Here is a 25,403-nt window from a genome sequence, read left to right as displayed (position 1 = left end):
CTAGTTGACTTACCAGGAGTATATAGTTTAAGTCCATACTCACTAGAGGAGAAGATAACAAGAGACTTTATCCTAGACGAGAATCCAGATGTAGTAATCAACGTTGTAGATTCAACAAACTTAGAGAGAAACCTATATTTAACTTATTTAATAAAAGAGTTAGATAAGCCAACAGTTATGGCGTTAAACCTATATGATGAGTTTGATAAGTTAAAATACAAATTGGATCTAGATCAATTTGAAAACTTTATGGAAGTAAAGGCTGTACCTGTTTCAGCTCTAAAGAAAACAGGAATAACAGATTTGATGGACAAAGCTCTAGAAATAGCTAAGAAGAAGAAAGATATAGAGTTTTCACTACCATTTGATGATGGAACAACTGCTCTAGTAAAAGAGATTGTAAAAGAGATAAAAGAAGATAAGAGCTACTCAGAAGCTTTAAAAGTATATTCAGCTGAGTATATAGCTATAAAGCTAATAGAGAGAGATAGTCATTTAATGGAAAAGCTAAAAACAAAATTCAATATAGATGTAACTGGAAAATTCGAAGAGAGAATATTAAAATTAGAAGATAAGTATGACAATGATAGTGAGACTATATTAGCTGAGCAAAGATATGGAGCAGTTAATGGAGTTTTAGCAAAAACATTTACAACATCAATAAAATCAAGACTAGATTTTACTGATAAAGTGGATAAAATAATATTAAATAAAATTTTGGGATTACCACTATTTTTCTTAATTATGTTTGGTGGAATGGATTTCGTATTCAGTGGAAGTGCTCCATTTGTTAAGTGGGTAGGAAGATTTTGTTCTAATTTTATTGGAAAATACTTAGAAATACTAGTAGAGGGAACACCTGATTGGCTACATTCATTGATTATAGATGGAATCTTGGGGGGAGTAGGAGGAATTTTAGTATTTACTCCAATGATGGCTTTCCTATACTTCTTTTTATCAATTTTAGAAGAGAGCGGATATATGTCAAGGGTTGCTTTCTTAATGGACAAATTGATGAGAAAGATGGGATTGAATGGAAAATCTTTTGTACCAATGATAATAGGATTTGGTTGTACAGTACCAGCTATTTATGCTACGAGAACAATGGAAGATGAGAGCTCAAAGAAGCTTACTGCAGCAATGACACCTTTCATGTCATGTTCAGCTAGATTACCAGTTTATGGTTTATTTACAGCAGCATTTTTTGGACAGAAGGCTGGAATAATAGTAGCTTCTCTATATTTCTTAGGAATTTTTGTAGCAGTTTTAGTTGGATTATTCCTAAAGAATGTAAAAGGATTTAAATCAGAAAATAAAGCACTATTAATAGAGTTACCACCATACAGAGTACCTAGTTTAAAAACTGTATTAACATCTACTTGGACAAGAGTTTCAGCATATATAAAGAGAGCTGGAAGTATAATTTTAGGAATTATGATGATTTTATGGACTTTGACATATTTCCCAAATAATGGAGATTCAAACACATCATATATAGCTAAATTTGGACATACTTTTGCTCCAGTGATGAAGCCTACAGGATTTGGAGATAGATGGGAAACAGTAGCAGCAATCATTCCAAGTATGGTAGCTAAAGAGGTAGTAGTAGGATTTTTATCACAAGCATTACCATTGGAGAGTGATGAGGAAGTTGTCACTGAAGAGGTAGAGGAGACAACAATTGTTCAAGATTTAGTTTTCCAAGTAAAAAAGTTGGGAGTAGCAGTAAAAAAATCAGTAGTAGGAATAGTGAGTTTAGATATGGCAAGATTTAAGATGCCAACACCAGAGGAGATAGAAGAAGAGGGAAGAGGAATAATAAAAGCTACATTTAATCTTTGGCCTGATGATAAATTAGCACCAGTAAGAGCTTACTCATTTATGGCATTTATTCTTTTAGTTGTTCCTTGTGTAACAACATTAGGAGCTATTAAGCAGGAGTTTGGTTGGAAATATTTATGGAAAGTAGTTGGAATTATGCTAGTTGTTCCATATGTAGCTTCAACTTTAATATTCCAAATAGGAAAATATCTAATTTAAAACATTAAAAAATAGTGATCAAAGTTCAAGAGCTAAGATCACTATTTTTCTATTATAAGTTGTTATTTAAAACTTTAACATCAGAATTAACAGAGTATATGACATCTTTTCTTTCAATTATGATCTCTGTTTTATCCTTTAAACTAGGTGTGTTTTTGATATTAGTTAATAACTCTAAACTAGGATTGATAGCCTTAGGATGACCAACTAGTTCCAACATAGTTATATCTCCATGGGTATCTCCATAGGCAAAACTTTTATCTAAGTCGATATTATATTTTTCACAAAACATATGGATAGACTTTAATTTATTTTTTGAATCCCACATTGGAGAGATCTCTCCAGTAAAAGTTCCATTTTCACAAGTGTGATAAGTAGAACCACAAAAATCATCTGCATTCCATTTTTTAGCCATTCTAGACACTAAAAAATCAGGACTACCAGAGATGAAGATTACAAGGTGTCCCTGTGATTTGTGCCACTTGATCATCTCTCTAGTATAGGTATATACCTTGTTTCCTTTCAATTCTACCACTTTATCAGCTACAAAATCGTTATATTTTATTGGAAGACCTTTTATAGCATCAACATATGTACCTGTAAGATCTTCAAGATAACTATCGTAGTTTCCAACCCTCTCATCCCAAAGTTTAAACGCCTCTTTAACTCTTCTATCATATTCTCTAAAATCTAACAAATCATATTTAATCAATTTTTTAAAATGTTCAGTTAAAAGAGAGTTTCTAAAAATAGTTCCATCAATATCAAAAAAAGCTGCAATCATATGATACCTCCCTTAAATAATTTAATTCTATATTAGAAAAATTATAGTTGAAAAAATAAAAAAAGTCAAATTCTTACTTAGTAATTTTTCTAAAAAATGATATAATATTGAATAAAACTAGAGAGGAGGTAAAAATAGTGGGGATAAAAAGAGTTATTTTATATTTGTTATTATCCTTTTCTCTTTTTGCTCAAGAGGCATATATAGCTTCTTTTAATACTTTGAGATTAGGAAAAAGTCAAAAAGATTACAAGCTGTTGAGCAATGTACTCAAAAACTTTGATATAGTTGGACTTGTTGAAGTTATGAGTGTTGAGGGATTAGAAAAATTAGTAAAAGAGTTGGAAAAAGAGAGTGGTGAAAAATGGGAATACCACATATCTCCTTATTCAGTTGGAAGGCATAGTTATAAAGAGTATTATGCATATGTATGGAAAAAAGAGAGGGTAAATTTTTTACAGGAGAGAGGATTTTATCCAGATGAGAAAGATGAGTTTGAAAGACCACCATATGGAGCAGACTTCAAAATAGATAATTTTGATTTTACTATGATTATGGTTCATACAATTTTTGGAAAAAAGGAGTCACAGAGAAGAGCGGAAGCCTTTAAAATGGATAAAGTTTATGACTATTTTCAAAATTTAGATGAGAGCGAGAACGATATTATCATAGCTGGAGATTTTAATCTAAGTGCTCAAGATGAAGCTTTTGAGAACATAGTTAAGCATAATGATGAAATAATTTATACAGTTTCTCCAAAAATAAAGACTACAATAGGTAAAGAAAAACTAGCAAACTCCTATGATAATATGTTTTTATCAAAAATTTATACTCAGGAGTTTGATGGAAAGAGTGGAGCATTGGATTTTACAAAGAAAAAATATAAACTTATGAAGGAAAAAATCTCAGATCATTTACCAATTTTTATAGTTGTAAATACTGAATTTGATGATGACTAGAGGGAGAAGATGAGAAGAGCATACGTATTTTTTAATGGAGAGCTTTTGGGAAGTAAAGAGTTTTATTTAACACTTTTAGAAGGAGAAGAGGGAGATATTTATTGTGCCGATGGAGGAGCTAACCTTCTAGAGAAGTTAGGTGTTTTTCCCAGAGAAATTTGGGGGGATTTGGACTCTGTATCAGAAGAGATACTGCAAAAATATGAAGAGGTAGGAGTTGGAATAAAAAGATTTCCAAAGGAAAAAGATTTTACTGATGGAGAACTTGTGTTACAATATGTAACAGAGAAAGAGTATGATAAAATAGTTATTATAGGTGGATTGGGTGGCCGAAAAGACCATGAGCTAACAAATTTAAACTTGATATTTAAATTTAAAAATTTGAGTTTTATAACAGAGCAAGAGGAGATTTTTGAGATAGAAAAGGATAAGGTTATTCTATTTCAAAAGGGAAAAACTATATCTTTTGTTCCTTTCTCTGAAAAGGTGGAGGGCTTGACACTAAAAGGAGTTAAATATCCACTAGACAAGTATACTCTTCATAGAGGGGATAGCATATGTATGAGTAATATCATAGAGGAAGATAGATGTGAGATCTCATTTGAAAAGGGAAAGTTATTAGGTATATTAGTTAAATAGTTTTAAATAAATTTTAATATAGGAGGAAAATTATGTTGAAAGAAGGAATGACTCTAACACAACAAAAGGTAGTAAACGAAAGCGAGACAGCAGCTAAAGTGGCTTCTGGAGCTTTAGAAGTTTTTTCAACACCAATGTTGATAGCTTTTATGGAGAATACAGCATTTAATCTTGCACAAAAAGAGTTAGGTGAAGGAGAGACAACAGTTGGTATCTCTGTAAATATAAAGCATATGAAGGCTAATCTTGTAGGTGATGAGGTAGTTTGTACTGCTACTTTAGAGAAGATTGATGGAAAAAGATTGGATTTTTCAGTGCAAGTATTACATGGAGAGACTCTTGTAGGAGAGGGAGAGCATAGTAGATTCATTATAAATGAAGAGAAGTTTTTAGCGAAATTAAAAAAATAGAGAGAGAGTTGGAGGAGATTTATTAAAATGCAATTAGAAGAAAAAAATGAAAAAATAGTAGGGAATACAAGGTTTATACTTGGAATACAGCACGTACTTGCAATGTTTGGAGCAACTGTATTAGTTCCTTTTTTAACAGGGTTAAATCCGTCGATAGCACTGATTTCAGCAGGAGCGGGAACGTTAATATTTCACCTTTGTACAAAGGGAATAGTACCTGTTTTTTTAGGGTCATCTTTTGCCTTTATAGGAGCGTTAACTTTAGTTTTAAAAAATGAGGGTATAGGTTCTATAAAAGGTGGAGTAATTGCAGCGGGACTTATATATGTATTGATGTCATATTTAGTAAAAACATTTGGAGTAGAGAGAATAAAATCATTTTTCCCACCGATTGTAACAGGACCAATAATAATGTTAATAGGGCTTAGAATGAGTCCAACTGCATTGTCAATGGCTGGTTATACAAATGGAAAGTTTGATACAAAAAGCTTAATAGTAGCTGTTTGTGTAATTTTAACTATGGTATCAATAACTATGATGAAAAAATCATTCTTGAGATTAATTCCTATTCTAATAGCTGTAATAGTAGGTTATATAGTTGCAACTTTTTTAGGAATGGTTGATTTTGGAGTGGTTTCTCAAGCAAAATGGATAGGACTTTCACCAGAGGCTACAAAAGATCTATTCACAATGCCAGTTATGTCATTAACTGGAATAATAGCAATAGCTCCAATAGCTTTAGTTGTGTTTATTGAACATATAGGGGATATAACTACTAATGGTGCTGTTGTAGGAAAGGATTTCTTTAAAAATCCAGGAATACATAGAACACTTTTAGGTGATGGACTTGCAACAATAGTAGCTGGATGTCTAGGAGGACCAGCTAATACAACTTATGGTGAGAATACTGGAGTATTGGCAGTAACTAAGGTATATGATCCAGCAATTCTTAGAATAGCAGCTTGTTATGCTATTGCTCTAGGATTTATAGGTAAATTTGGAATACTACTTCAAACAATCCCACTACCAGTAATGGGTGGTGTATCAGTAATTCTTTTTGGAATGATAGCATCAGTTGGAGTGAGAACAGTGGTAGAGGCAAGATTAGATTTTTCTAACTCAAGAAATCTAATAATTGCTTCAATAATATTTGTACTTGGAATAGCTGTAGATAATATTGTAATATGGGAGACTGTATCAGTATCTGGATTGGCATTAGCTGCATTTTCAGGAGTATTATTAAATAAAGTTCTTCCAAGAGATAGAGAGATAAAATTAAAGACACTAGATTAAGAGATACATAAGGAGGACACTATGGTAAAAAGAGATGAGATAGCAGATAGATATAAATGGAATATGACAGATTTTTACTCTGATTGGAATGATTGGGATCAGGAGTTAGAGACTTTAAGATCATTGATGGATAAAATTCCAAATTATAAAGGAAAGATAAAAAATAGTTGTAAGGATTTTATTGAGTTGGCTGAACTTGAGGAGAAGATAGAGAGAGTACTGGATAAACTATATGTTTATGCTTATATGTTAAAAGATCTAAACTCTAAAGATGAAACATCTTCAGTAAAATTACAAGAGATTCAAGCTCTATATACAGGATATGCTGTAAATGCAGCTTGGATTACTCCAGAGATATTGGAAATTCCTAAAGAAACAATGGAGAAGTGGATAGCTGAAAATATAGAATTAAAAGATCGTAAATTTGGACTTATGGAGATCTATAGATTACAAGGGCATGTATTAGATGAGAGTAAGGAGAGATTGTTGTCATATTATGGACAATATATGGGAGCTCCTCATGATATATATGCAGAGCTTTCTATCTCAGATATGAAATGGAATGAGGTTAAACTTTCAGATGGTTATGAAGGACCAGTGACAAATGGTGTATACTCAAAAGTTTTAGGAACAAATAGAAATCAAGAGGATAGAAAAAAAGCTTTTGAAGCACTATATAGTGCTTTTGAAAACAATAAAAATACATATGGAGCTATTTATAGAGCCTTACTTCAAAGAGATGTAGCTTCATCTAAGGGAAGAAACTATGGTTCATCTTTAGAAAAAGCATTAGAGCCTAAAAATGTTCCAGTAGATGTATTTAATACTTTACTAAAGTCAGCTATAAAGAACAATGCACCTTTACAAAGATATGTAAACTTAAGAAAGAGAGCTTTAAAATTAAAAGAGTATCACTATTATGACAACAGTATAAACATTGTTGATTATGACAAAAAGTTTGACTACGATTTGGCAAAAGAGATGGTATACAGCTCAGTAGCTCCATTGGGAGAAGATTATTCTGAAAAGATGAATAAAGCCATAAGTGAAGGTTGGATAGATGTTTTTGAAACTGAAAATAAGAGAAGTGGAGCTTACTCAATAGGTGTTTATGATGTCCATCCATATATGCTATTAAACTATCAATCTACTTTAGATGATGTATTTACATTAGCTCATGAATTGGGGCACACACTTCATACTATGCTTTCAAATGAAAATCAACCTTATGCACTTCACAACTATACAATATTTGTAGCAGAGGTTGCTTCTACTTTCAACGAAAGATTGTTATTGGATTATATGATAGAAAAATCAGAAGATCCAATAGAGAAGATCGCTTTAATAGAGCAAGCATTAGGAAATATAGTTGGAACTTTCTATATTCAAACTTTATTTGCTAACTATGAGGCACAGGCACATAGATTAGTGGAAGAGGGAAAGGCTATTACTCCAGATGTTTTAAGTGGAATAATGGAAAACCTATTTAAAGAGTACTTTGGAGATACAGTGACAATTGATGAGTTACAAAAAATAATCTGGGCAAGAATCCCTCATTTCTTTAACTCTCCTTATTATGTATATCAGTATGCTACAAGTTTTGCATCATCAGCAAATCTATATGATAGAATAACTAATAAAAAGTATGATGAGAGCACAAGAGAAAAAGCTAAAGAGGATTACTTAACACTTCTTAAATCAGGAGGAAATGATCATCCAATGACACAGTTGAAAAAAGCTGGTGTGGATTTAGAAAAAGAGGAGAGTTTTTCAGCGGTGGCTTTAGAGTTTGATAGACTTCTTGATATTTTAGAAAAAGAGTTACATAAATTAGGAAACTAAGGTATATGAATTAATAGAGAATTTTAAAAAAAGCGGGGATAAAATTACCTAATAGATTTCCTGTGATAGATATAAAATAGTGATAATAAAAAAGATCTCTGTACCTAGCTTGACGCCTTATAAAATAAGGGTTTGAGAGTAGGGGATAGAGGTCTTATTTTTTATTAAAAATTAAGTGAAAAATACTTAGGAATATCATTGACTTGAATAGAAAAAAATGTTATTATAAGACGATTTAAGATATAAAAATAATATTGAAATAATATATTATTTCAATGATTAAGTTGGTATTTTCATAGTTTTGTTATCAGTATAAGTTAATTAATTTTGGGAAGGTGAAAAGTGAGCAAAAATTTGAATCTTGGAAAAGAGAGTATATCTAAATTATTTTTTACTTTTGCAATACCGTCAACTTTAAGTATGCTAGTTGTATCTCTATACAATATAGCTGATGGTATATTTATCACAAGAGGAGTAGGAAGTGATGGGGTAGCAGCAGTAAATATAGGTTATCCTGTAATAAATTTTACTGTAGCATTGAGTTTGATGTTTGGAATAGGGGGAGCAACTCTTATAGCATTTAAAAAGAATGATATTGAGTATCAGAATAAATGTTTTTCCCATATTATTTTGTTGAATATCATAGTGTATGCAATAGTTGCAATTGCAATATTTGTATTTACTGAACCACTGATGAAAACATTGGGAGCTAATGATCAGTTGATGCCAATGATAAAGGGATATATGTATCCTTGTACCATTTCAACGTTTTTCTTGATGTTGTCAATGTCACTTAATGCAGTGGTAAGAAATGATAATGCCCCGAGAAGAGCTATGATCTCTATGTTTATTGGAGCTGCTCTGAATATTGTACTAGATTATATATTTATTTTTCAGTTTCATTTAGGTATTGTTGGAGGAGCAGTAGCTACTGCGATAAGTCAGATAATATCAGCACTCTATCTATGTAGACACTTCATAGGTTCAACTTTTAGATTTAAGATGAATTGGAAAATATTAGATTTTAGATTGATAAAAAGATTGCTATCAATAGGCTTTCCTTCATTTATATTGGAGTTTGCTGTGGCGGTGATTACAGTTCTGTTGAATATAGCCTTTATGGAGAAAGCTGGTGTTTTTGGAACAGCAGCCTATGGAATTATATCTTATAGTTTTATGTTTTTTAGAATGTTATTTACTGGATTATCACAGGGGATACAACCAATAGTGAGTTATAACTTTGGAGTTAAGAAGTTTAAGAGAGTGAGAAAGATGTTTGTTTTTGCTCATAAGGTATGTTTTATAACATCAGTAGTTTCATTAGCTTTGATATTTATATACTCTAAAAATGTTGTAAGTGTTTTCACAAGTGATGTACCACTTATAATTGAATCAGCAAAGGGATTTATTCTGTATTCAATAGCACTTTCATTTTTAGGTTTCAACTTTGTAAATATAGCTTATCTACAAGCAGTTGAAAGTCCTTCTATCTCAAATATAATTTGTATGTCAAGAAGCTTTCTTTTTGTATTTATAGCTTTGATGATATTACCAAGAGTTTTAGGAATTAATGGGATCTGGTTGGCACTACCTTTTGCAGATTTTATAACTGCAGTACTGACTTATCCATTTTTAAAGAAATTTATGATGAGGTATACAGTTACAAGAAAATAGTAATTTAAAGGAGCAGTTGCAATTTTTTTATGCAATGGCTCTTTTTTTAACTTTTGTTGATTTTTTGTTATATGTAGAGTATAAAATATTATAAAAGGATAAACTTAAAATTTTATGGGAGGGGAGAAATGAAATTTTTGGGTACAATGAAAAATGAATCTGGAGTTTTATCAATTGGAGGAATAAGAGTTGATAAATTAGAAAAAGAGTATGGAACACCTCTATATATAATGGATCAGCAACTGATAGAAGAAAATATGAAGAGTTATAAGGAGAGTTTTAAAAGTAGTAAATTTGATACACAGGTAGTATATGCCTCTAAAGCTTTTTTAGCTAAGGCTATGTGTCAGCTAGTGGAAAAATATGATTTAGATATAGATGCTGTATCTGGTGGTGAACTTTATACAATAAAAGCTAGTGGATTAGCTATGGAAAGAGTTCATATGCATGGTAACAACAAGACATTGGAAGAGTTGGAGATGTGCTTAGATTATGGAGTTGGAAGTATAATAATAGATAATGAGTTGGAGATAGAGAAACTATCTAAGCTTTGTAAAAAGAGAGATAAAAAGATAAAAGTTATGTTGAGATTAAATATAGGAATAGATGCTCATACTCATGAGTATATAAGGACTTCTAAGCATACTTCAAAATTTGGAGAATCAATCTTTGATGAGAATTTAACAAATATAATAAAGAAAATAGTTATAGATAGGAATTTGGATTTTATAGGATTTCATTGTCATATAGGGTCACAAATTTTTGATACTAAGGCTTTTTTAGAAGCTATAAATACTATGGTTATAGAGACTAAAAAAATATCTCAAAATCTAAATATAGAGATACCAGAGATAAATTTAGGGGGAGGATTTGGAGTATATTATACTGATGGTGATGTGGCTATAGATATAAATGCTTTTATGAAAACTATGATTAAAGAGTTGGAGGAAAAATTAGAAGAGCATAGTTTGAGTGTGAAGAGGGTGAGTATAGAACCTGGAAGAAGTATAGTTGGAAATGCAGGAAGTACTCTATATAAAATTGGTGGCTATAAAAAAACTTATGGTGGGATAAAATATATGTTTATAGATGGAGGAATGACTGACAATATAAGACCAGCTCTGTATCAAGCAAAATATGATGGAGTGGTGGCAAATAAATTAAATATGGTTGAAAAAGAGGTGGTAACAGTAGCTGGTAAGTGTTGTGAATCTGGAGATTTAATCATAAAAAATGGTGTATTGGAAAAAGGTGAAGTGGGAGATCTTTTATTGGTATCAACAACTGGAGCTTATGGATATTCTATGGCAAGTAATTATAATAAAATGAGAAGACCAGCTGTTGTTTTTGTAAAAGATGGAAAAAGTTCATTGGCAATTAGAAGAGAGAGTTATGAAGATATGGTAAAAAATGATCTCTTTATTCAACTGTAATTCAAATAAGATGAACTGTATAATGATTGAAAGATAATAAAAATCAGTGTTCTTATTATGTTTGCGTGAATAAAAAAATAAATAGATTGAAGAATAGAAAAAAATTTAACAGTGAGTTAGAATAGAGAAAAATCTGTAATAAAAGGGAGAAACTAGATGAAATTTTCAAAATTACAAGCAGCAGGAAATGATTTTATATTGATAAATGGAATGGAGAATAAAGGATTAGATCTGGAGATGTTAGCTAAAAAGATGTGTGACAGACATTTTGGAGTAGGGGCAGACGGATTGATGACTTGTGAAGAGAGTGAAATAGCAGATATAAAGATGAATTACTATAATTCAGATGGTTCAAGAGGAGAGATGTGTGGGAATGGAATAAGATGTTTTTCAAAATTTATATATGATAATGAGATTATAACAAAAGAGAGATTTTCAGTAGAAACAGATGCTGGAATAAAAAATATTGTTTTGACATTTAAAGAAGATGAGCTTAAATACATATCTGTGAATATGGGAAGGGTTGATTTTAGAAGTGAAGCAATCCCTTGTACTATTACAAAAGATAGTATTTTAGAGGAGAAAATTATTGTTGAAGGACAAGAGATAAGAATCTCATCTGTTTTAATGGGAGTTCCTCATACAGTTATAGTTGTTGATGATTATAAAAATTATGATGTGGATAGATTGGGAAGAGCTATAGAGTATAGTACAGATATTTTTCCAAGAAAGACAAATGTAAATTTTATAAAAGTAATAGATGAGGGGACAATTGAGATAAAAACTTGGGAGAGAGGAGCTTCTAGAACACTTGGTTGTGGAACAGGAAGTTGTGCATCAGCTGCTATTGCATATAAGCTGGGCAAGATAAAGAGCAAAAAGGTTAAGATGTTGGCAGAGGGTGGAGTGATATTCATAGAATTAGATGAGGATTACAACATCTTAATGAGAGGAGAGGCTGAAACAATCTGTAATGGAGAGTTTTTAAAATAAAAGATAGGATTATTCTTTAAAGATGAATATAAAAAAGTAATAAATCTTAGATATTTTAAGAGATATTTATAAAAACTATGAACAATGAATAAAAAAAATTGAATGATTCTCAAATTAGAATTTTTTTAGTAAAATAGTAGTGAAAAAAATAGAGGAGAGTGTGAAATGGATAAAAAAGGGGTATGGGAATCATATAGATTTTCTGTAATATTGATAGGGGCAATTATTTTAGGGAGTATAATAGGTGTAAATTTTGGTGAAAAAGCTAAGGTGTTAAAACCTTTGGGAGATCTATTTGTAAATGGTATGTTTATGATAGTTGTACCTTTGGTTTTTGTGACAATAAGTAGTTCAATATCAAGTATGAATGATATGAAAAGATTGAAGAGTATATTGAAAAATCTTTTATTGGTATTTGTTTCAACAGGTGCTGTAGCTGCAGTTATAATATTAATAGTTGTAAATATCTTTCCACCAGCACAGGGAGTACATTTGAGTTTACCTTCAGCTGAGGCACTAAAGCCATTTCAAACAGGTGATCAAATAGTAAAAGCTATAACAGTAACAGATTTTCCAGAACTGATTTCAAGAAAGAATATGTTGCCATTGATAATATTTTCAATTGTTTTTGGATTGTGTATAAATATGATAGGAGAAAAGGGAAGACCATTAGCTAAGGGATTAGAAGCCTTAGCAGATGTATTTTTGAAGATGATAAGTCTACTTATGTACTATGCACCCATAGGGCTAGGAGCTTACTTTGCCGCTTTAGTTGGAGAGTATGGAAAAGAGTTGATTGGATCATATACTAGGGCTATGATAGTTTACTATCCATTGTGTATAGCTTATTTCTTCATAATGTTCCCAATATATGGATATATAGCTGGGGGAAAATTGGGGATGAAATCTATGAAAAATCTGATTTCACCAGCAATAACATCAATAGCTACACAGAGTAGTATAGCAACTCTTCCAGTAAACTTAGAAGCTGCTGAAAGAATAGGAGTTCCTAAGGATATTAGAGAGATAGTTTTACCAATAGGTGCTACTACTCATATGGATGGAACAGTATTTAGTTCAATACTTAAGATATCGTTTCTTTTTGGAATATATAATGTTCCATTTGAAGGGGTAGGTGTGTATATAAGTGCTCTGATTCTATCTATTTTAGGTGGAGTTGTAATGTCTGGAGTACCAGGTGGAGGATTGATCGGAGAGATGTTGATAGTTACAATGTATGGGTTCCCACCAGGAGCATTTCCAATAATTGCAACTATTGGATACCTTGTAGATCCACCTGCTACAATGATAAATGCTACAGGAGATACAGTTGCAGCTATGTTAGTTACAAGATTAGTAGAAGGTAAGGACTGGATGTTGAAAAAATTAAAATAATAAAAGATAGGCTGTTACTAATTGTAGCAGTCTATTTTCTATTAACAAAAAGTTATAATTTTGTTAATAAGAAATTCATGGTATAATATAATTGGGAATAGAGAGGAGGGTTTTATGTTAAAACAAAAAAAATTAGGACTTGGAGTTGAAGATTTTAAAGAAATAATAACTTTTGACTATTACTATATAGATAAGACTAAATTCATAGAGGATATTCTTTTTGATGGAGCTAAGATAAAACTGTTTTGTAGACCAAGAAGATTTGGGAAAACTCTTAATATGTCCACTCTTAGATATTTCTTTGATATAAAAAATAGAGAAGAGAATAGAAAACTATTTAATGATTTGTACATAGAAAACTCTCCTATGATAAGTGAACAAGGAAAATATCCTGTAATATTTTTTTCAATGAAAGATATAAGAGGAAACAATTTTAAAGAGTTTATAGAAGAGATAGAACTTCTTATTATTAATATTATTAAGGAGTATCAAGGTTTAAAAAATATGTGTTTTCCAGAAGAGATACAACTGTTTGAAAATTTACAATTTAGAAAAGCAAATTTTAGTGAGTTAAAAAGAGCATTGAAATTTATAACAGAGCTTCTATATAGAAAATATAATCAACAAGTTATTTTATTGATAGACGAATATGACTATCCTATTATAACAGCATATGAAAAAGGATATTATGATGAGGTAAAAGATTTTATTAAGGGATTTTATGGAGATGTCTTAAAAACTAATCAATATTTGCATATGGGAGTTTTAACTGGAATAGTCAGAGTTGCTCAGGCAGGAATTTTCTCTGACTTGAACAATATAGAAAACTATACTATTCTTAATGATGAGTATTCTCAATATTTTGGATTACTTGAAGATGAAGTAGAAAAATCTCTCCAAGATTATGGAGTTAGCTATAAGCTTGATGAGGTAAAGTCTTGGTATAATGGATATAAATTTGGAGATTCTGAAGTATATAATCCTTTAAGTATATTAAAATTTTTAAAAACTAAAAAATTAGAAGCTTATTGGATAAACACTTCTGGAAATACTTTAATAAAAGAGTTACTTAAGAACTCTGAAAAAATGGTGTTTGATACATTAAATAATCTATTTAATAGAAAAGAAACAGTAGTATATATAAGCCAAAGTATAGCTTTAGGGAGTAATCTGTCTTCAGATGATTTATGGGAATTATTACTGTTTTCAGGATATTTAACAGTGAAAGAAAAGATAGATATAAATACATATTTTGTGAGAATACCTAACAATGAGATTATGACATTTTTTAAAAACCTCTTTGTAGATATTATCTTTAATGGACTTGGGACTATTAGTAGATTAAAAGTGGCACTTTTAACTAAAAATTTAGATGAGATAATAAGTTGTCTTGAAAATCTTGTGTTAAATGCAATGAGTACTTATGACACAGACAAAAGATATGAAAATCCTTATCAAACTCTTTTAGCAGGATTTTTACATGGATTAGAAGGGACCTATTTTTCAATTCCTAATTTTGAAAGTGGAGATGGAAGACCAGACATAATATTGAAACCAATAGAAAAAAATAAACCAGCGTATATTTTAGAGTTAAAGAGATTAAAGGATAGAACAGTAGAAAAAGAGTTAGATGAAGCTTTAAATCAGATTAAGATAAATAGATATGATACTCTTTTGAAAAGAGAAGGGATAGCTAATATAACCAATATAGCCCTAGTGTTTGACGGGAAAAGGGTATATCATAAAATAGAAAAATAATGAAAGAGAGAGTAATCTCTCTTTTTTATCTTGTTATATTGAAAAAAAGCTATAAATATGGTAAAATTTTTAGATTGAGATATCTTTTTATTGAGAGCTGGAGGAATTAAATTTATGAAAAAAATATATATAGCTCCCATAGCAGGAGTTACAGATTATACATATAGAGGAATATTAAAAGAGTTTAACCCAGATATGTTATTTACAGAGATGGTAAGTATCAATGCAATGGAGTGTGCCTCTGAAAAAACTTTAAAAGTTATATTGAGACTTAGAGAGGGAGATTCAGTTCAACTCTTTGGGAAGGATATTCCTAAGATGGTAGAGAGTGCAAAATTTGTAGAAAAATTAGGTGTTAAGCACATAGATATCAATTCAGGATGTCCAATGAAAAAGATAACAAACAATGGTTATGGATCAGCTTTAATGGAGAAACCAGAACATATAAGAGCTATGTTATCAGAGTTAAGAAGTGCTTTAAATGATGATACGGGGTTATCAATTAAGATAAGAGCGGGATACAAAGAGTTTAAAAATCCTGTTCAAATAGCAAAAATAGCAGAAAAGGTAGGATGTAAACATATCACTGTACATGGAAGAACTAGAGAACAGATGTATACAGGAAAAGCAGATTGGAGCATAATCAAATCAGTAAAGGAGAGCGTATCTATTCCTGTAATAGGAAATGGAGATATTTTTACTGCTGAAGATGCTAAGGAGAGAATAGATTATTCAGGTGTAGATGGAGTTATGTTAGCTAGAGGTATATTTGGAAATCCTTGGTTAATAAGAGATATTAGAGAGTACCTAGAGCATGGAAAAATATTGAATCCTGTGACATCAATGGATAGAATAGATATGGCAATTGAACATACTAGAAGAACTCAGATAGAGCATCCAGAGAGACCATTTATATTTGAGTTAAGAAAGCACCTATGTTGGTATCTAAAAGGAATTAGAAATTCAAATGCTATTAGAGATAAGATAAATCATACAGATAAGTATGAAGAGATATTGGAATTACTATACGTAATCAAAAGAGGATTAGAAGAAGAGGGAGTTGAAGAATAATGGCAGAAACGCCACTTATGAGTCAGTATAAAGAGATAAAATCTCAATACACAGACAGTATATTGTTTTTTAGATTAGGAGATTTTTATGAGATGTTTTTTGATGATGCTGTTACAGCTTCAAAAGAATTAGGACTCACTCTTACAAGTAGAAATAGAGAGAAGGGATATGATGTTCCATTAGCTGGGATACCATACCATTCAGTGGCTTCATATATAGCTAAGTTGGTAAATAAAGGCTACAAGGTAGCAATATGTGATCAAGTTGAAGATCCAAAGTCAGCAAAAGGAATTGTAAAAAGAGAGGTAACTAGAGTAATAACTCCTGGAACAATAATAGATACAGATTTTTTAGATGAGAAGAGTAATAACTATCTTATGGGGATAAAAATTACTGAAGAGTGTGGAGCTTTAGCTTATCTTGATATAACTACTGGGGAGTTTAAAACTACTGAGATAGTAGGAGAAGATATATTTTTTAAACTGTTGGGAGAGATCAATAAGATAGCTCCAAAAGAGATAGTATTAGATGAGAGATCATATGATATTTATATAGATGAGTTTAAAAAACAAAACTCTTTAAATGAGATAAAGTTTACAAAAACTGTGGAACGTAAAAAGCCTGAAGAGTATCTAAAGGAGTATTTTAAAGTGATCTCTTTGGAAAGTTATGGATTGAAAAATAGAAAAGGGGCTATATCTGTAGCAACTATGGTATTGGAATATGTATCAGACTTACAAAAAGGTAAAGAACTTCCAGTTACAGAGGTTGTATATGTGAATAGTCAAAATGTGATGGAACTAAACATTACAACTCAAAGAAACTTGGATATAATAGATAATCAGAGAGAAAAAAATAGTGCTGGAACTCTGCTTTGGGTAATGGATCAGTGTATGACCTCTATGGGAAGTAGACTTTTAAAGAAATTTTTAAAAAATCCGTTATTGGATATTGAAAAGATAAGAGAGAGACAGAGAGATACAGCCTTTTTTATAGAGAGTGTATTAGTTAGAGAAGAGGTAAGAGAGAGTTTAAAAGATATATATGATATCGAAAGAATAATTGGAAAGCTTATTTTAGAGACTGAGAATGGAAGAGACTTGATAGCTTTAAAAACTTCTATTAAAAATTCTTTGGAGATATTTAAAACTTTAAAGGGAAATCCGATCTTCAATATTGAGGTAAAAAGCTTAATAGAGATATATAATTTGATAGAGAAAGCCATTGTAGATGAACCACCTTTTTCAATAAGAGAGGGAGGAGTGATAAGATCAGGTTATAACAGTGATCTAGATGAGTTACATGGCATCTCAAGAGATGGAAAAGACTATATTCTCGAAATAGAGAATAGGGAGAGAGAGAGAACTGGAATAAAGGGACTTAAGATAAAGTATAATAAGGTATTTGGATATTTTATCGAAGTAACAAAAGCCAATTCGTCACTGGTTCCAGAGGACTATATCAGAAAGCAGACTTTAGCTAATGCTGAAAGATACATTGTTCCAGATTTAAAAGAGTATGAGGAAAAAGTTTTAAATGCTAAAGAGAGAATAGAGAGCTTGGAATACTACCTTTTTAAAGAGTTGACTAGCGAGATAAAAAAATATCGTGAGATATTACAGGATCTAGCTTACAAGATCTCATATTTAGATGTAATAACAGATTTTGCATATATAGCTGTAAAAAACTCATATATTCAGCCTGAGATTAATGATGGAGAGGATATAGAGATTATAGCTGGAAGACATCCAATAGTAGAAAAATTGATTCCAGCTGGAGAATTTGTAAAAAATAATATAGTATTTGACGATAAAAAAGAGATAATAATTTTGACAGGACCAAATATGTCGGGAAAATCTACTTATATGAAGCAGGTGGCCCTGATAATAATAATGGCTCATATAGGCTCATATGTTCCAGCTAACTATGCAAAAATAGGTTTGGTGGATAAGATATTCACAAGAGTTGGAGCAAGTGATGATCTACTTTCAGGTCAATCTACCTTTATGTTGGAGATGAGTGAGGTAGCAAATATAGTGAATAGTGCTACAAAGAGATCTTTTATCATTTTAGATGAGATAGGGAGAGGAACCTCAACTTTTGACGGGATTTCAATAGCCACTGCAATAACAGAGTATATTCACGATAAAATAGGAGCTAAAACAATATTTGCAACTCACTATCACGAATTAACACAGTTGGAAGATAAGCTTGAAAAAGCTGAAAATTTCAGAATAGAGGTTAAGGAAGATGAAAAGGATATAATTTTTTTAAGAGAGATAGTAAAAGGTGGAGCAGATAAGTCTTATGGAATTGAAGTGGCAAGATTAGCTGGACTACCTAAGACGATCTTGGATAGATCTAAAAGTATTTTGAAAAGATTGGAAGAGAGAAAAGAGATTGTAGAGAAAAAGCTGGGTGGAGAGCAGTTACTTCTTTTTGGAATAACTTCAGAAAAGAAAGAGGTTGTTGATAAAAAAGAGGAGTTAAAAGGAAAAGAGCTAACTAAAGAGCAAAAAATAGTAATGAGGGTTTTAGATGAGATAGAACCTGAAAAGTTAACACCATTAGAAGCGTTATTAAAACTTAATGAGTTGAAAAAAATATTGAATGGGAGTTAAATTATGGAAAAGAAAAAGATAGGGTATATAGTAGGTATTGTTACTGTAGTCATTTTAGGTTATTTTAATTACTTTGGAGAAGAGAAAAACTTGGGAGAGAACGAACAGGTTATAGAGACAACCAATGTAACTTATAAAAATGATGACTACGAAGTGGAAGCTGAGAAACAAAAAGATTATATAAAAGCAAATGAAACTGGATTTGAAAAGGCGAAAGCCAAAGTTAATGATATGCTTATCAGTGGAGATAACGCATTTATAGACAAGGTTAGAAACCTAGCTTTAAAGAGTAATATACTTGGAGTTGCAACTAATGGTTGGAGTTTTAAAGCTGAAAATATAGATTACAATAAGTTGAAAGATGAGGTAACATCAAATACAGGAGTTACAGCAATCAATGAACAAAAAGGTATAAAAATATCAGGACAAAACTTTATAACTAACTCTAAAATGAGCTATATCAATTTGACTAAAGATGTGACATTAGAGAATAAAGATGTAGCAATCATAGGAGATAAGGGAGACTATGATGATCTTTCCAAAATAGTTATACTTTCTGATAATATAAGATTAGAGGGAAGAGGAGAAAACATAGGACTGGTAGATGGTAATTTTAAAACTTTGAGATATACTTTAGAAGATAAGATATTAGAAGCTTGGGAACCATATACAGTGACTTATAAAGATGTAAAACTTTCTGCAGACTCTCTTTATCTAAAGGAGGATACAGAAGCTTTAAAAATCTCTAAAAATCTAGTGATAGAGGTAGATGGATTTAAGGTTTATGCTGAAAAATTAGATAAAGCAGGAGAGAGTGATATACTAAATATTGTAGGGAAGATAAAAGGAAGCAATGGAGTGTACTCTTTCGAAGGAGATAATGGAACTTATAATGTAAAGAGTAAGATTTTGACTCTCAATGGAAATATCAATGGATATTCAACTAAGGGAGAAAAAATCAGTGGTGATAAGTTAGTATATGATGACAATACTAAGGTGATGACTCTTTCAGGAAAAAAAGATGTGAGATATACATCTAATGATGGGGAGTTAATAACAAAAGTATTTAATTATAACACAGAGAGTAAAGAGTTAACAACTGATGGAAAATACAGTTTTTCTGGACCTAAGTATGAGAGTGCTGGATCAGAGTTATATTTTAATGATATGACAAAAGATATAAAAATTGTAAAAGGTTATTTATTGGATAAGAGTAAGAACCAAAAACTACAAGGAGATAAGATCGCCTATAATACTGAAACTCGTGATAGCTCAGTAATTGGCAATGCTCTTATGGAAGATAAGAAATATCTATTGAGTGGAGATAGTATTGACTATACAGGGATAGATAAAAATGCTACAATAAAAGGGAGATATAAAATTAAGTCTCTAGAAAATGATATAACTTTTGTTGGAAATGATGCTAAATACAATCAAGAAACAGGGGAGTTTTTAAGTGAAGGAGATGTAACTCTTCAAGGAAATGATTATATAGCTAAGGGTAGAGATCTGAATTATAATACTAAAACTGGATTTGGAAAGTTGGGAAGTAATATAAACATTGAAAATCCAAAAGAGGGAATAAAGATCAGTGGAGATAACTTTACTTTTAAAGATAAAGAGTATTTAGAGATTGATGGAAACTTACATATTGAGAGTGAAGATGTAATAATTGACTCTGAAAAAGCTAAATATAATATAAAAGATGAGAATGTTTATATCCCACAAAAAATAAAGTTTAGAACTAAAGATGGAAAAACTTTTGGAGATATGAGTAAAGGTGTATATAGTACTAAAACCTCTAAATTTATAGGGGATAATTTTAATGGAAAGAGTGATGCTAGTACACTTACAAGTAAGAAAATGACATATTTTTCAAAGGAAGAGAAAGCCCTATTTGAAGGAAATGTTGTAATGAAAGATATAGATTCTACTTTTAAAGGAGAAAGGGTAGAGGTTTACCCAAAAGAGGAGATTGTAAGATCTTTAGTTAAGTATACAATAGATTATAAAGACTTTACTTTTAGAGGAGATAATGGTACTTTTAATAAAAAAACAGGTATTTTAAAAGGTAATAAATCTGATATTACAACTGTAAATGGAGATAGATTTATCTCTGATAAGATAGATGGAAATTTAAATGAGATGATAATAGATTTCACTGGAAATGTAAATGGTCATATAGTAGATAAGGGTGTGATTACAACATTTAAGGGTGATTTTGCAAGAGTATACTTCAAAAATGATGGTAAATATGAGATATTGAGAAGTGAGATAAGAGATAATGCTGTATTTGTACAAGAGGATAAGAGATTGGAATCTGATTATATTGAGATAGATACAGGAAGAAAGCTGGTATTTTCTAAAGAGAATACAAAGTTGATCTTAACAGATGAGCAAAATGGAAAGACAGTGATTACATCTTCAGTTGCAGAGGTAGATACAGATAAAAATATAGCCACTCTAATTGGAAATGTTCACATAGATAATAATAATTCTGAGTATGGATTGACTAATATTACTGCAGATAGAGGAATAATAAAGAAAGTCGAAGGAACATTGGAACTTATTGGAAATGTAGAGATAGAGAATAATGAGTCAATAGTTCAAGCAGATAGAGGAATATATAATATGAATACTAAGAAGATTAAAGCCTCTGGAAATGTATATGTAGACTATAAAAAATAAGGAGAGAAGTATGATAAATTTATCAGCTCAAAATCTATGTAAAAGTTACAAGAAGAGAAAAGTTGTAGATAATGTAAGTTTAGAAGTAAAAAAAGGTGAAATAGTGGGACTATTGGGTCCTAATGGAGCTGGAAAAACAACAACTTTCTATATGATAACTGGGATAGTAAAACCTGATAGTGGTAAGGTTTTTTGTGATAATATAGATGTAACAGATTATCCTATGTATAAGAGAGCTAATATGGGAGTTGGGTACCTAGCACAAGAGCCTTCAATATTTAGAAATCTAACTGTAGAGGAGAATATTGCAGCAGTATTGGAGATGAAATCTGTCAGCAAGAAGGAACAACTTGAGATGATTGATAAGCTTATGGAGGAGTTTAAATTAACTCATGTAAGAAAATCTTTGGGATTTTCACTATCTGGTGGAGAGAGAAGAAGGGTAGAGATAGCTAGAACAATAGCGAATAATCCTAACTTTATTCTACTTGATGAACCATTTGCAGGAGTTGATCCTATTGCAGTTGAGGATATTCAACAGATAATAAGATATTTAAAAGAGAGAGGGTTGGGGATATTAATAACTGACCACAGTGTAAGAGAGACATTGAGAATAACTGAGAAGGCCTATATTATGGCACAAGGAAAAGTTATTATAAGTGGAACACCTCAAGAGATAGCAAATAATGAAACAGCGAGAAAGATCTACTTAGGTGAAAAATTTAAATTAGATTAAAAATAAATAAAAATAGAATAAAAAAACGGAGGAACTATGTTAACAGGAAATCAAATTAGAAAAGAGTTTATTGAATTCTTTAAGAAAAAACAACACAAACATTTTGAGAGTGCATCTTTAATACCAGATGATCCAACACTTTTATTAACAGTGGCTGGAATGGTGCCTTTCAAACCATACTTTTTAGGACAAAAGGAAGCTCCGTATCCAAGAGTAACAACTTACCAAAAATCAATAAGAACAAATGACCTAGAAAACGTTGGAAGAACAGCAAGACACCATACATTTTTTGAGATGCTAGGAAACTTCTCATTTGGAGATTACTTCAAAGAGGAAGCTATAGTATGGTCTTGGGAGTTTGTAACAGAAGTATTAGGACTAGATAAAGATAAATTATGGGTATCTGTATTTACAACTGATGATGAGGCAGAAAAAATATGGATAGAGAAATGTAACTTCCCTAAAGAGAGAATAGTTAGATTAGGAGAAGATGAAAACTGGTGGGCAGCAGGACCAACAGGATCTTGTGGACCTTGTTCAGAGATACACGTAGATTTAGGACCAGCTTATGGTGGAGATGAGAACTCTAAACTTGGTGATGAAGGAACAGATAACCGTTTCATAGAGATTTGGAACTTAGTATTCACTGAATGGAATAGAATGGAAGATGGAAGTCTTGAGCCACTACCTAAGAAAAATATAGATACAGGTGCAGGATTAGAGAGAGTAACTGCTATGGTTCAAGGAAAATCAAATAACTTTGAAACAGATCTATTATTCCCATTAGTTGAAGAGGCTGGAAGATTAACAGGTAGAAAATATGGAGAGGATAAAGAGACTAACTTCTCATTAAAAGTTATAACTGACCACTCAAGAGCTGTTACTTTCTTAATAAATGATGGAGTAATACCTTCAAATGAAGGAAGAGGTTATGTATTGAGAAGAATACTAAGAAGAGCTGTAAGACACGGAAGATTATTAGGACAATCAGAGTTATTCCTATATAAAATGGTAGATAAAGTTGTAGAGATGATGTCAGAAGCTTATCCAGATTTAAAAGAGAATTTAGAGCATATTAAAAAAGTTGTAAAAATCGAAGAGGAGAAATTCTCTCGTACTCTTGATCAAGGAATACAATTAGTAAGCCAAGAGATAGAGAAACTTAAAGCAGAGGGTGGAAAAAAACTTTCTGGAGATATAACTTTCAAACTATATGATACTTATGGATTCCCTTATGAATTAACTGAAGAGATCTGTGAAGAGAATGCTGTAGAAGTTTCAAGAGAAGAGTTTGAAGCTAAGATGGAAGAGCAAAAAGAAAAAGCAAGATCAGCTAGAGAAGTTATTATGGAAAAAGGACAAGATAGCTTTATAGAGGAGTTCTATGACAAGTATGGAGCAACTAAATTCGTAGGATATGAAACATTGAGAGAAACAGCTAAATTATTAAGCATAAGAGTTTCAAAAGATGGAAAAACTCAAATGATCTTTGATGTAACACCTTTCTATGGAGAGTCAGGAGGACAAGCTTCAGACAATGGAACAATCTCAGGAAATGGATTTGAAGGAAAAGTTGTAGATGTTCAAAAACAAAAAGGAATATTTACACATACTGTTGAGATAGTAAAAGGTGAAGCAAAAGAGGGAGAGGAGTATCTATTAGAAGTAGATAAATTAAGCAGAGTATCAACTGCTAAAAACCATACTGCAACTCACCTATTACACAAAGCATTAAGAGAGGTATTAGGAACTCACGTACAACAAGCTGGATCATTTGTAAATAGTGAAAGATTAAGATTTGACTTTAACCATTATGAAGCAATGACAGCTGAAGAGTTAGAGAAAGTTGAAAACCTTGTAAATGAAAAAATAGCCGAATCTTTAGCAGTAACTATTAAAGATATGAGTATGGATGAAGCTAAAAAAGAGGGAGCAATGGCTCTATTTGGTGACAAGTATGGAGATGTTGTAAGAGTAGTAAAAGTAGAGGACTTTTCAATAGAACTTTGTGGTGGAACTCATATAGACAACATAGCTAAGATAGGATTATTCAAAATAGAATCTGAGAGTGGAATAGCTGCAGGAGTAAGAAGAATAGAGGCAGTTACAGGACTTGGAGCTTATGAACTAGTTAAAAAATTAGAGAAAACATTAAAAGAGATAGCTAAAACTGTAAAGGCTGACGAAGCAAACGTAGCTGAGAGAGTTGAAAAAATGGCTGAAACTTTAAGAGAAAATACAAAAGAGATTGAAACATTAAAAGCAAAAATAACTAACTTTGAAGCTGGATCATTAAATGATGCTGCTGAAGAGATCAATGGAGTAAAAGTTGTAATTAAAACTTTTAAAGATAAAACAGCTGAAGAGTTAAGACAGATGGTAGACTCATTAAAAGAGAAATTAGGAAGTTGTGTAGTTGTACTAGCTTCTGGTGAAGATAAAGCAGTTTTTGCTGTAGGAGTAACTAAAGATTTAATTGGAAAAGCTAAAGCTGGAAACCTAGTTAAAGAAGCAGCTCAAATAGCTGGTGGAAATGGTGGAGGAAGACCTGATTTTGCTCAAGCTGGGGGAAAAGATGCTAGTAAAATAGATGAGGCAGTGGCAAAAGTAAGAGAAACTCTAAAAACTTTATTATAAGGGGTAAAAATGTATAAAAAATATGTTGCCTTAGATGTTGGTGATGTGAGAATAGGTGTGGCTAAATCTGATATAATGGGGATATTAGCCACTCCCCTTGAAGTTATTGACAGAAGAAAAGTAAAGGCAGTAAAAAGGATAGAGGAGATACTAGTACAGGAGAATACAAAATCACTTGTAGTAGGTATACCAAAAAGCTTGGACGGTACAGAGAAGAGACAAGCTGAAAAAGTAAGGGAATTCATAGAAAAACTCAATAAGAATATTGATGGATTGGAGATATTTGAAGTTGATGAGAGGCTAACTACTGTTTCAGCAGACAGACTTTTAAATGAGACTAATAAAAAAGGAGCCTTAGAAAAAAGAAAAGTAGTTGATAAAGTAGCAGCAGCAATCATACTTCAAAGTTTCCTAGATAGAAAAAAATAGA

At 31.3% G+C, this 25,403-nt stretch carries 18 protein-coding genes; 17 read left to right on the top strand and 1 reads right to left on the bottom strand.

The genetic code is table 11. The features are described from left to right. On the top strand, positions 1 to 2,040 hold a 2,040-nt coding region (feoB, locus tag ABNK64_RS06750; RefSeq protein ID WP_349763888.1), incomplete at its 5' end, for a ferrous iron transport protein B. A 52-nt stretch (positions 2,041 to 2,092) separates the two neighbouring features. On the opposite strand, the gene ABNK64_RS06745 is transcribed toward feoB, so the two are convergent. After that, positions 2,093 to 2,824: an HAD family hydrolase gene (locus ABNK64_RS06745; protein ID WP_349763887.1), complete on the bottom strand. Its 732-nt coding sequence runs from the start codon at positions 2,822 to 2,824 to the stop codon at positions 2,093 to 2,095. A 137-nt stretch (positions 2,825 to 2,961) separates the two neighbouring features. Between ABNK64_RS06745 and ABNK64_RS06740 the strand changes: the two genes are divergently transcribed. The 16 genes from ABNK64_RS06740 to ruvX all read left to right on the top strand — a co-directional run bounded on the left by ABNK64_RS06740 (position 2,962) and on the right by ruvX (position 25,402). Further along, on the top strand, positions 2,962 to 3,783 hold the full coding sequence (locus ABNK64_RS06740; protein ID WP_456878710.1) for an endonuclease/exonuclease/phosphatase family protein: 822 nt from the start codon (positions 2,962 to 2,964) through the stop codon (positions 3,781 to 3,783). 9 nt (positions 3,784 to 3,792) lie between these two features. Further along, a complete protein-coding gene (locus ABNK64_RS06735) occupies positions 3,793 to 4,422 on the top strand; it encodes a thiamine diphosphokinase (RefSeq protein WP_349763886.1) in 630 nt (209 codons plus the stop codon). Positions 4,423 to 4,454: 32 nt separating this feature from the next. After that, positions 4,455 to 4,832, top strand: coding sequence for a thioesterase family protein (locus ABNK64_RS06730; RefSeq protein WP_349763885.1), 378 nt, complete (start codon positions 4,455 to 4,457; stop codon positions 4,830 to 4,832). 27 nt (positions 4,833 to 4,859) lie between these two features. Further along, positions 4,860 to 6,125: a uracil-xanthine permease family protein gene (locus ABNK64_RS06725; protein WP_300341652.1), complete on the top strand. Its 1,266-nt coding sequence runs from the start codon at positions 4,860 to 4,862 to the stop codon at positions 6,123 to 6,125. A 21-nt stretch (positions 6,126 to 6,146) separates the two neighbouring features. Beyond that, complete coding sequence (pepF, locus tag ABNK64_RS06720; RefSeq protein WP_300341651.1) at positions 6,147 to 7,967, top strand: oligoendopeptidase F; 1,821 nt, start codon at positions 6,147 to 6,149, stop codon at positions 7,965 to 7,967. Positions 7,968 to 8,309: 342 nt separating this feature from the next. Beyond that, a complete protein-coding gene (locus tag ABNK64_RS06715) occupies positions 8,310 to 9,641 on the top strand; it encodes an MATE family efflux transporter (RefSeq protein ID WP_291256771.1) in 1,332 nt (443 codons plus the stop codon). Positions 9,642 to 9,769: 128 nt separating this feature from the next. Further along, positions 9,770 to 11,074 (top strand): diaminopimelate decarboxylase, encoded by a 1,305-nt coding sequence (gene lysA, locus ABNK64_RS06710; protein ID WP_349763884.1) that lies wholly within the window; start codon positions 9,770 to 9,772, stop codon positions 11,072 to 11,074. Between the two features lie 156 nt (positions 11,075 to 11,230). Next, positions 11,231 to 12,067, top strand: a complete 837-nt coding sequence (gene dapF / locus ABNK64_RS06705) for a diaminopimelate epimerase (protein WP_349763883.1) — start codon at positions 11,231 to 11,233, stop codon at positions 12,065 to 12,067. Between the two features lie 165 nt (positions 12,068 to 12,232). Continuing rightward, a complete protein-coding gene (locus ABNK64_RS06700; protein WP_349763882.1) occupies positions 12,233 to 13,462 on the top strand; it encodes a dicarboxylate/amino acid:cation symporter in 1,230 nt (409 codons plus the stop codon). Between the two features lie 114 nt (positions 13,463 to 13,576). Then, a complete protein-coding gene (locus ABNK64_RS06695; protein ID WP_349763881.1) occupies positions 13,577 to 15,220 on the top strand; it encodes an AAA family ATPase in 1,644 nt (547 codons plus the stop codon). 114 nt (positions 15,221 to 15,334) lie between these two features. Beyond that, entirely contained in the window at positions 15,335 to 16,291 is a 957-nt protein-coding gene (gene dusB, locus ABNK64_RS06690) for a tRNA dihydrouridine synthase DusB (RefSeq protein WP_300340296.1), read from the top strand. After that, entirely contained in the window at positions 16,288 to 18,912 is a 2,625-nt protein-coding gene (gene mutS / locus ABNK64_RS06685) for a DNA mismatch repair protein MutS (protein WP_349763890.1), read from the top strand. The genes dusB and mutS overlap by 4 nt, the downstream gene beginning before the upstream one ends. A gap of 3 nt (positions 18,913 to 18,915) precedes the next feature. Continuing rightward, entirely contained in the window at positions 18,916 to 21,600 is a 2,685-nt protein-coding gene (locus ABNK64_RS06680) for an LptA/OstA family protein (protein ID WP_349763880.1), read from the top strand. A 10-nt stretch (positions 21,601 to 21,610) separates the two neighbouring features. Further along, positions 21,611 to 22,336 carry an LPS export ABC transporter ATP-binding protein gene (gene lptB / locus ABNK64_RS06675; protein ID WP_291256778.1) on the top strand — a complete coding sequence of 242 codons (726 nt, stop codon included), beginning with the start codon at positions 21,611 to 21,613 and terminating at the stop codon, positions 22,334 to 22,336. Between the two features lie 36 nt (positions 22,337 to 22,372). Beyond that, positions 22,373 to 24,973, top strand: a complete 2,601-nt coding sequence (gene alaS / locus ABNK64_RS06670; RefSeq protein ID WP_300340290.1) for an alanine--tRNA ligase — start codon at positions 22,373 to 22,375, stop codon at positions 24,971 to 24,973. Between the two features lie 9 nt (positions 24,974 to 24,982). Continuing rightward, positions 24,983 to 25,402, top strand: a complete 420-nt coding sequence (ruvX, locus tag ABNK64_RS06665; protein ID WP_291256780.1) for a Holliday junction resolvase RuvX — start codon at positions 24,983 to 24,985, stop codon at positions 25,400 to 25,402. The last annotated feature ends 1 nt before the right edge of the window (position 25,403 follow it).

Source organism: Fusobacterium sp. SYSU M8D902, from assembly GCF_040199715.1.
In the GTDB taxonomy this organism is placed as follows: domain Bacteria; phylum Fusobacteriota; class Fusobacteriia; order Fusobacteriales; family Fusobacteriaceae; genus Fusobacterium_A.
Note: the sequence above shows the minus strand (reverse complement) of the source record. Positions and strands in the feature narration are given on the sequence as shown.

Excerpts from the sequence above, each read along its gene's own strand:
- ABNK64_RS06745 (WP_349763887.1), bottom strand. The coding sequence starts at position 2,824 with ATGATTGCAGCTTTTTTTGATATTGATGGAACTATTTTTAGAAACTCT.
- ABNK64_RS06735 (WP_349763886.1), top strand. The coding sequence starts at position 3,793 with ATGAGAAGAGCATACGTATTTTTTAATGGAGAGCTTTTGGGAAGTAAA.
- ABNK64_RS06730 (WP_349763885.1), top strand. The coding sequence starts at position 4,455 with ATGTTGAAAGAAGGAATGACTCTAACACAACAAAAGGTAGTAAACGAA.
- ABNK64_RS06725 (WP_300341652.1), top strand. The coding sequence starts at position 4,860 with ATGCAATTAGAAGAAAAAAATGAAAAAATAGTAGGGAATACAAGGTTT.
- pepF (WP_300341651.1), top strand. The coding sequence starts at position 6,147 with ATGGTAAAAAGAGATGAGATAGCAGATAGATATAAATGGAATATGACA.
- lysA (WP_349763884.1), top strand. The coding sequence starts at position 9,770 with ATGAAATTTTTGGGTACAATGAAAAATGAATCTGGAGTTTTATCAATT.
- dapF (WP_349763883.1), top strand. The coding sequence starts at position 11,231 with ATGAAATTTTCAAAATTACAAGCAGCAGGAAATGATTTTATATTGATA.
- ABNK64_RS06700 (WP_349763882.1), top strand. The coding sequence starts at position 12,233 with ATGGATAAAAAAGGGGTATGGGAATCATATAGATTTTCTGTAATATTG.
- ABNK64_RS06695 (WP_349763881.1), top strand. The coding sequence starts at position 13,577 with ATGTTAAAACAAAAAAAATTAGGACTTGGAGTTGAAGATTTTAAAGAA.
- dusB (WP_300340296.1), top strand. The coding sequence starts at position 15,335 with ATGAAAAAAATATATATAGCTCCCATAGCAGGAGTTACAGATTATACA.
- ABNK64_RS06680 (WP_349763880.1), top strand. The coding sequence starts at position 18,916 with ATGGAAAAGAAAAAGATAGGGTATATAGTAGGTATTGTTACTGTAGTC.
- lptB (WP_291256778.1), top strand. The coding sequence starts at position 21,611 with ATGATAAATTTATCAGCTCAAAATCTATGTAAAAGTTACAAGAAGAGA.
- alaS (WP_300340290.1), top strand. The coding sequence starts at position 22,373 with ATGTTAACAGGAAATCAAATTAGAAAAGAGTTTATTGAATTCTTTAAG.
- ruvX (WP_291256780.1), top strand. The coding sequence starts at position 24,983 with ATGTATAAAAAATATGTTGCCTTAGATGTTGGTGATGTGAGAATAGGT.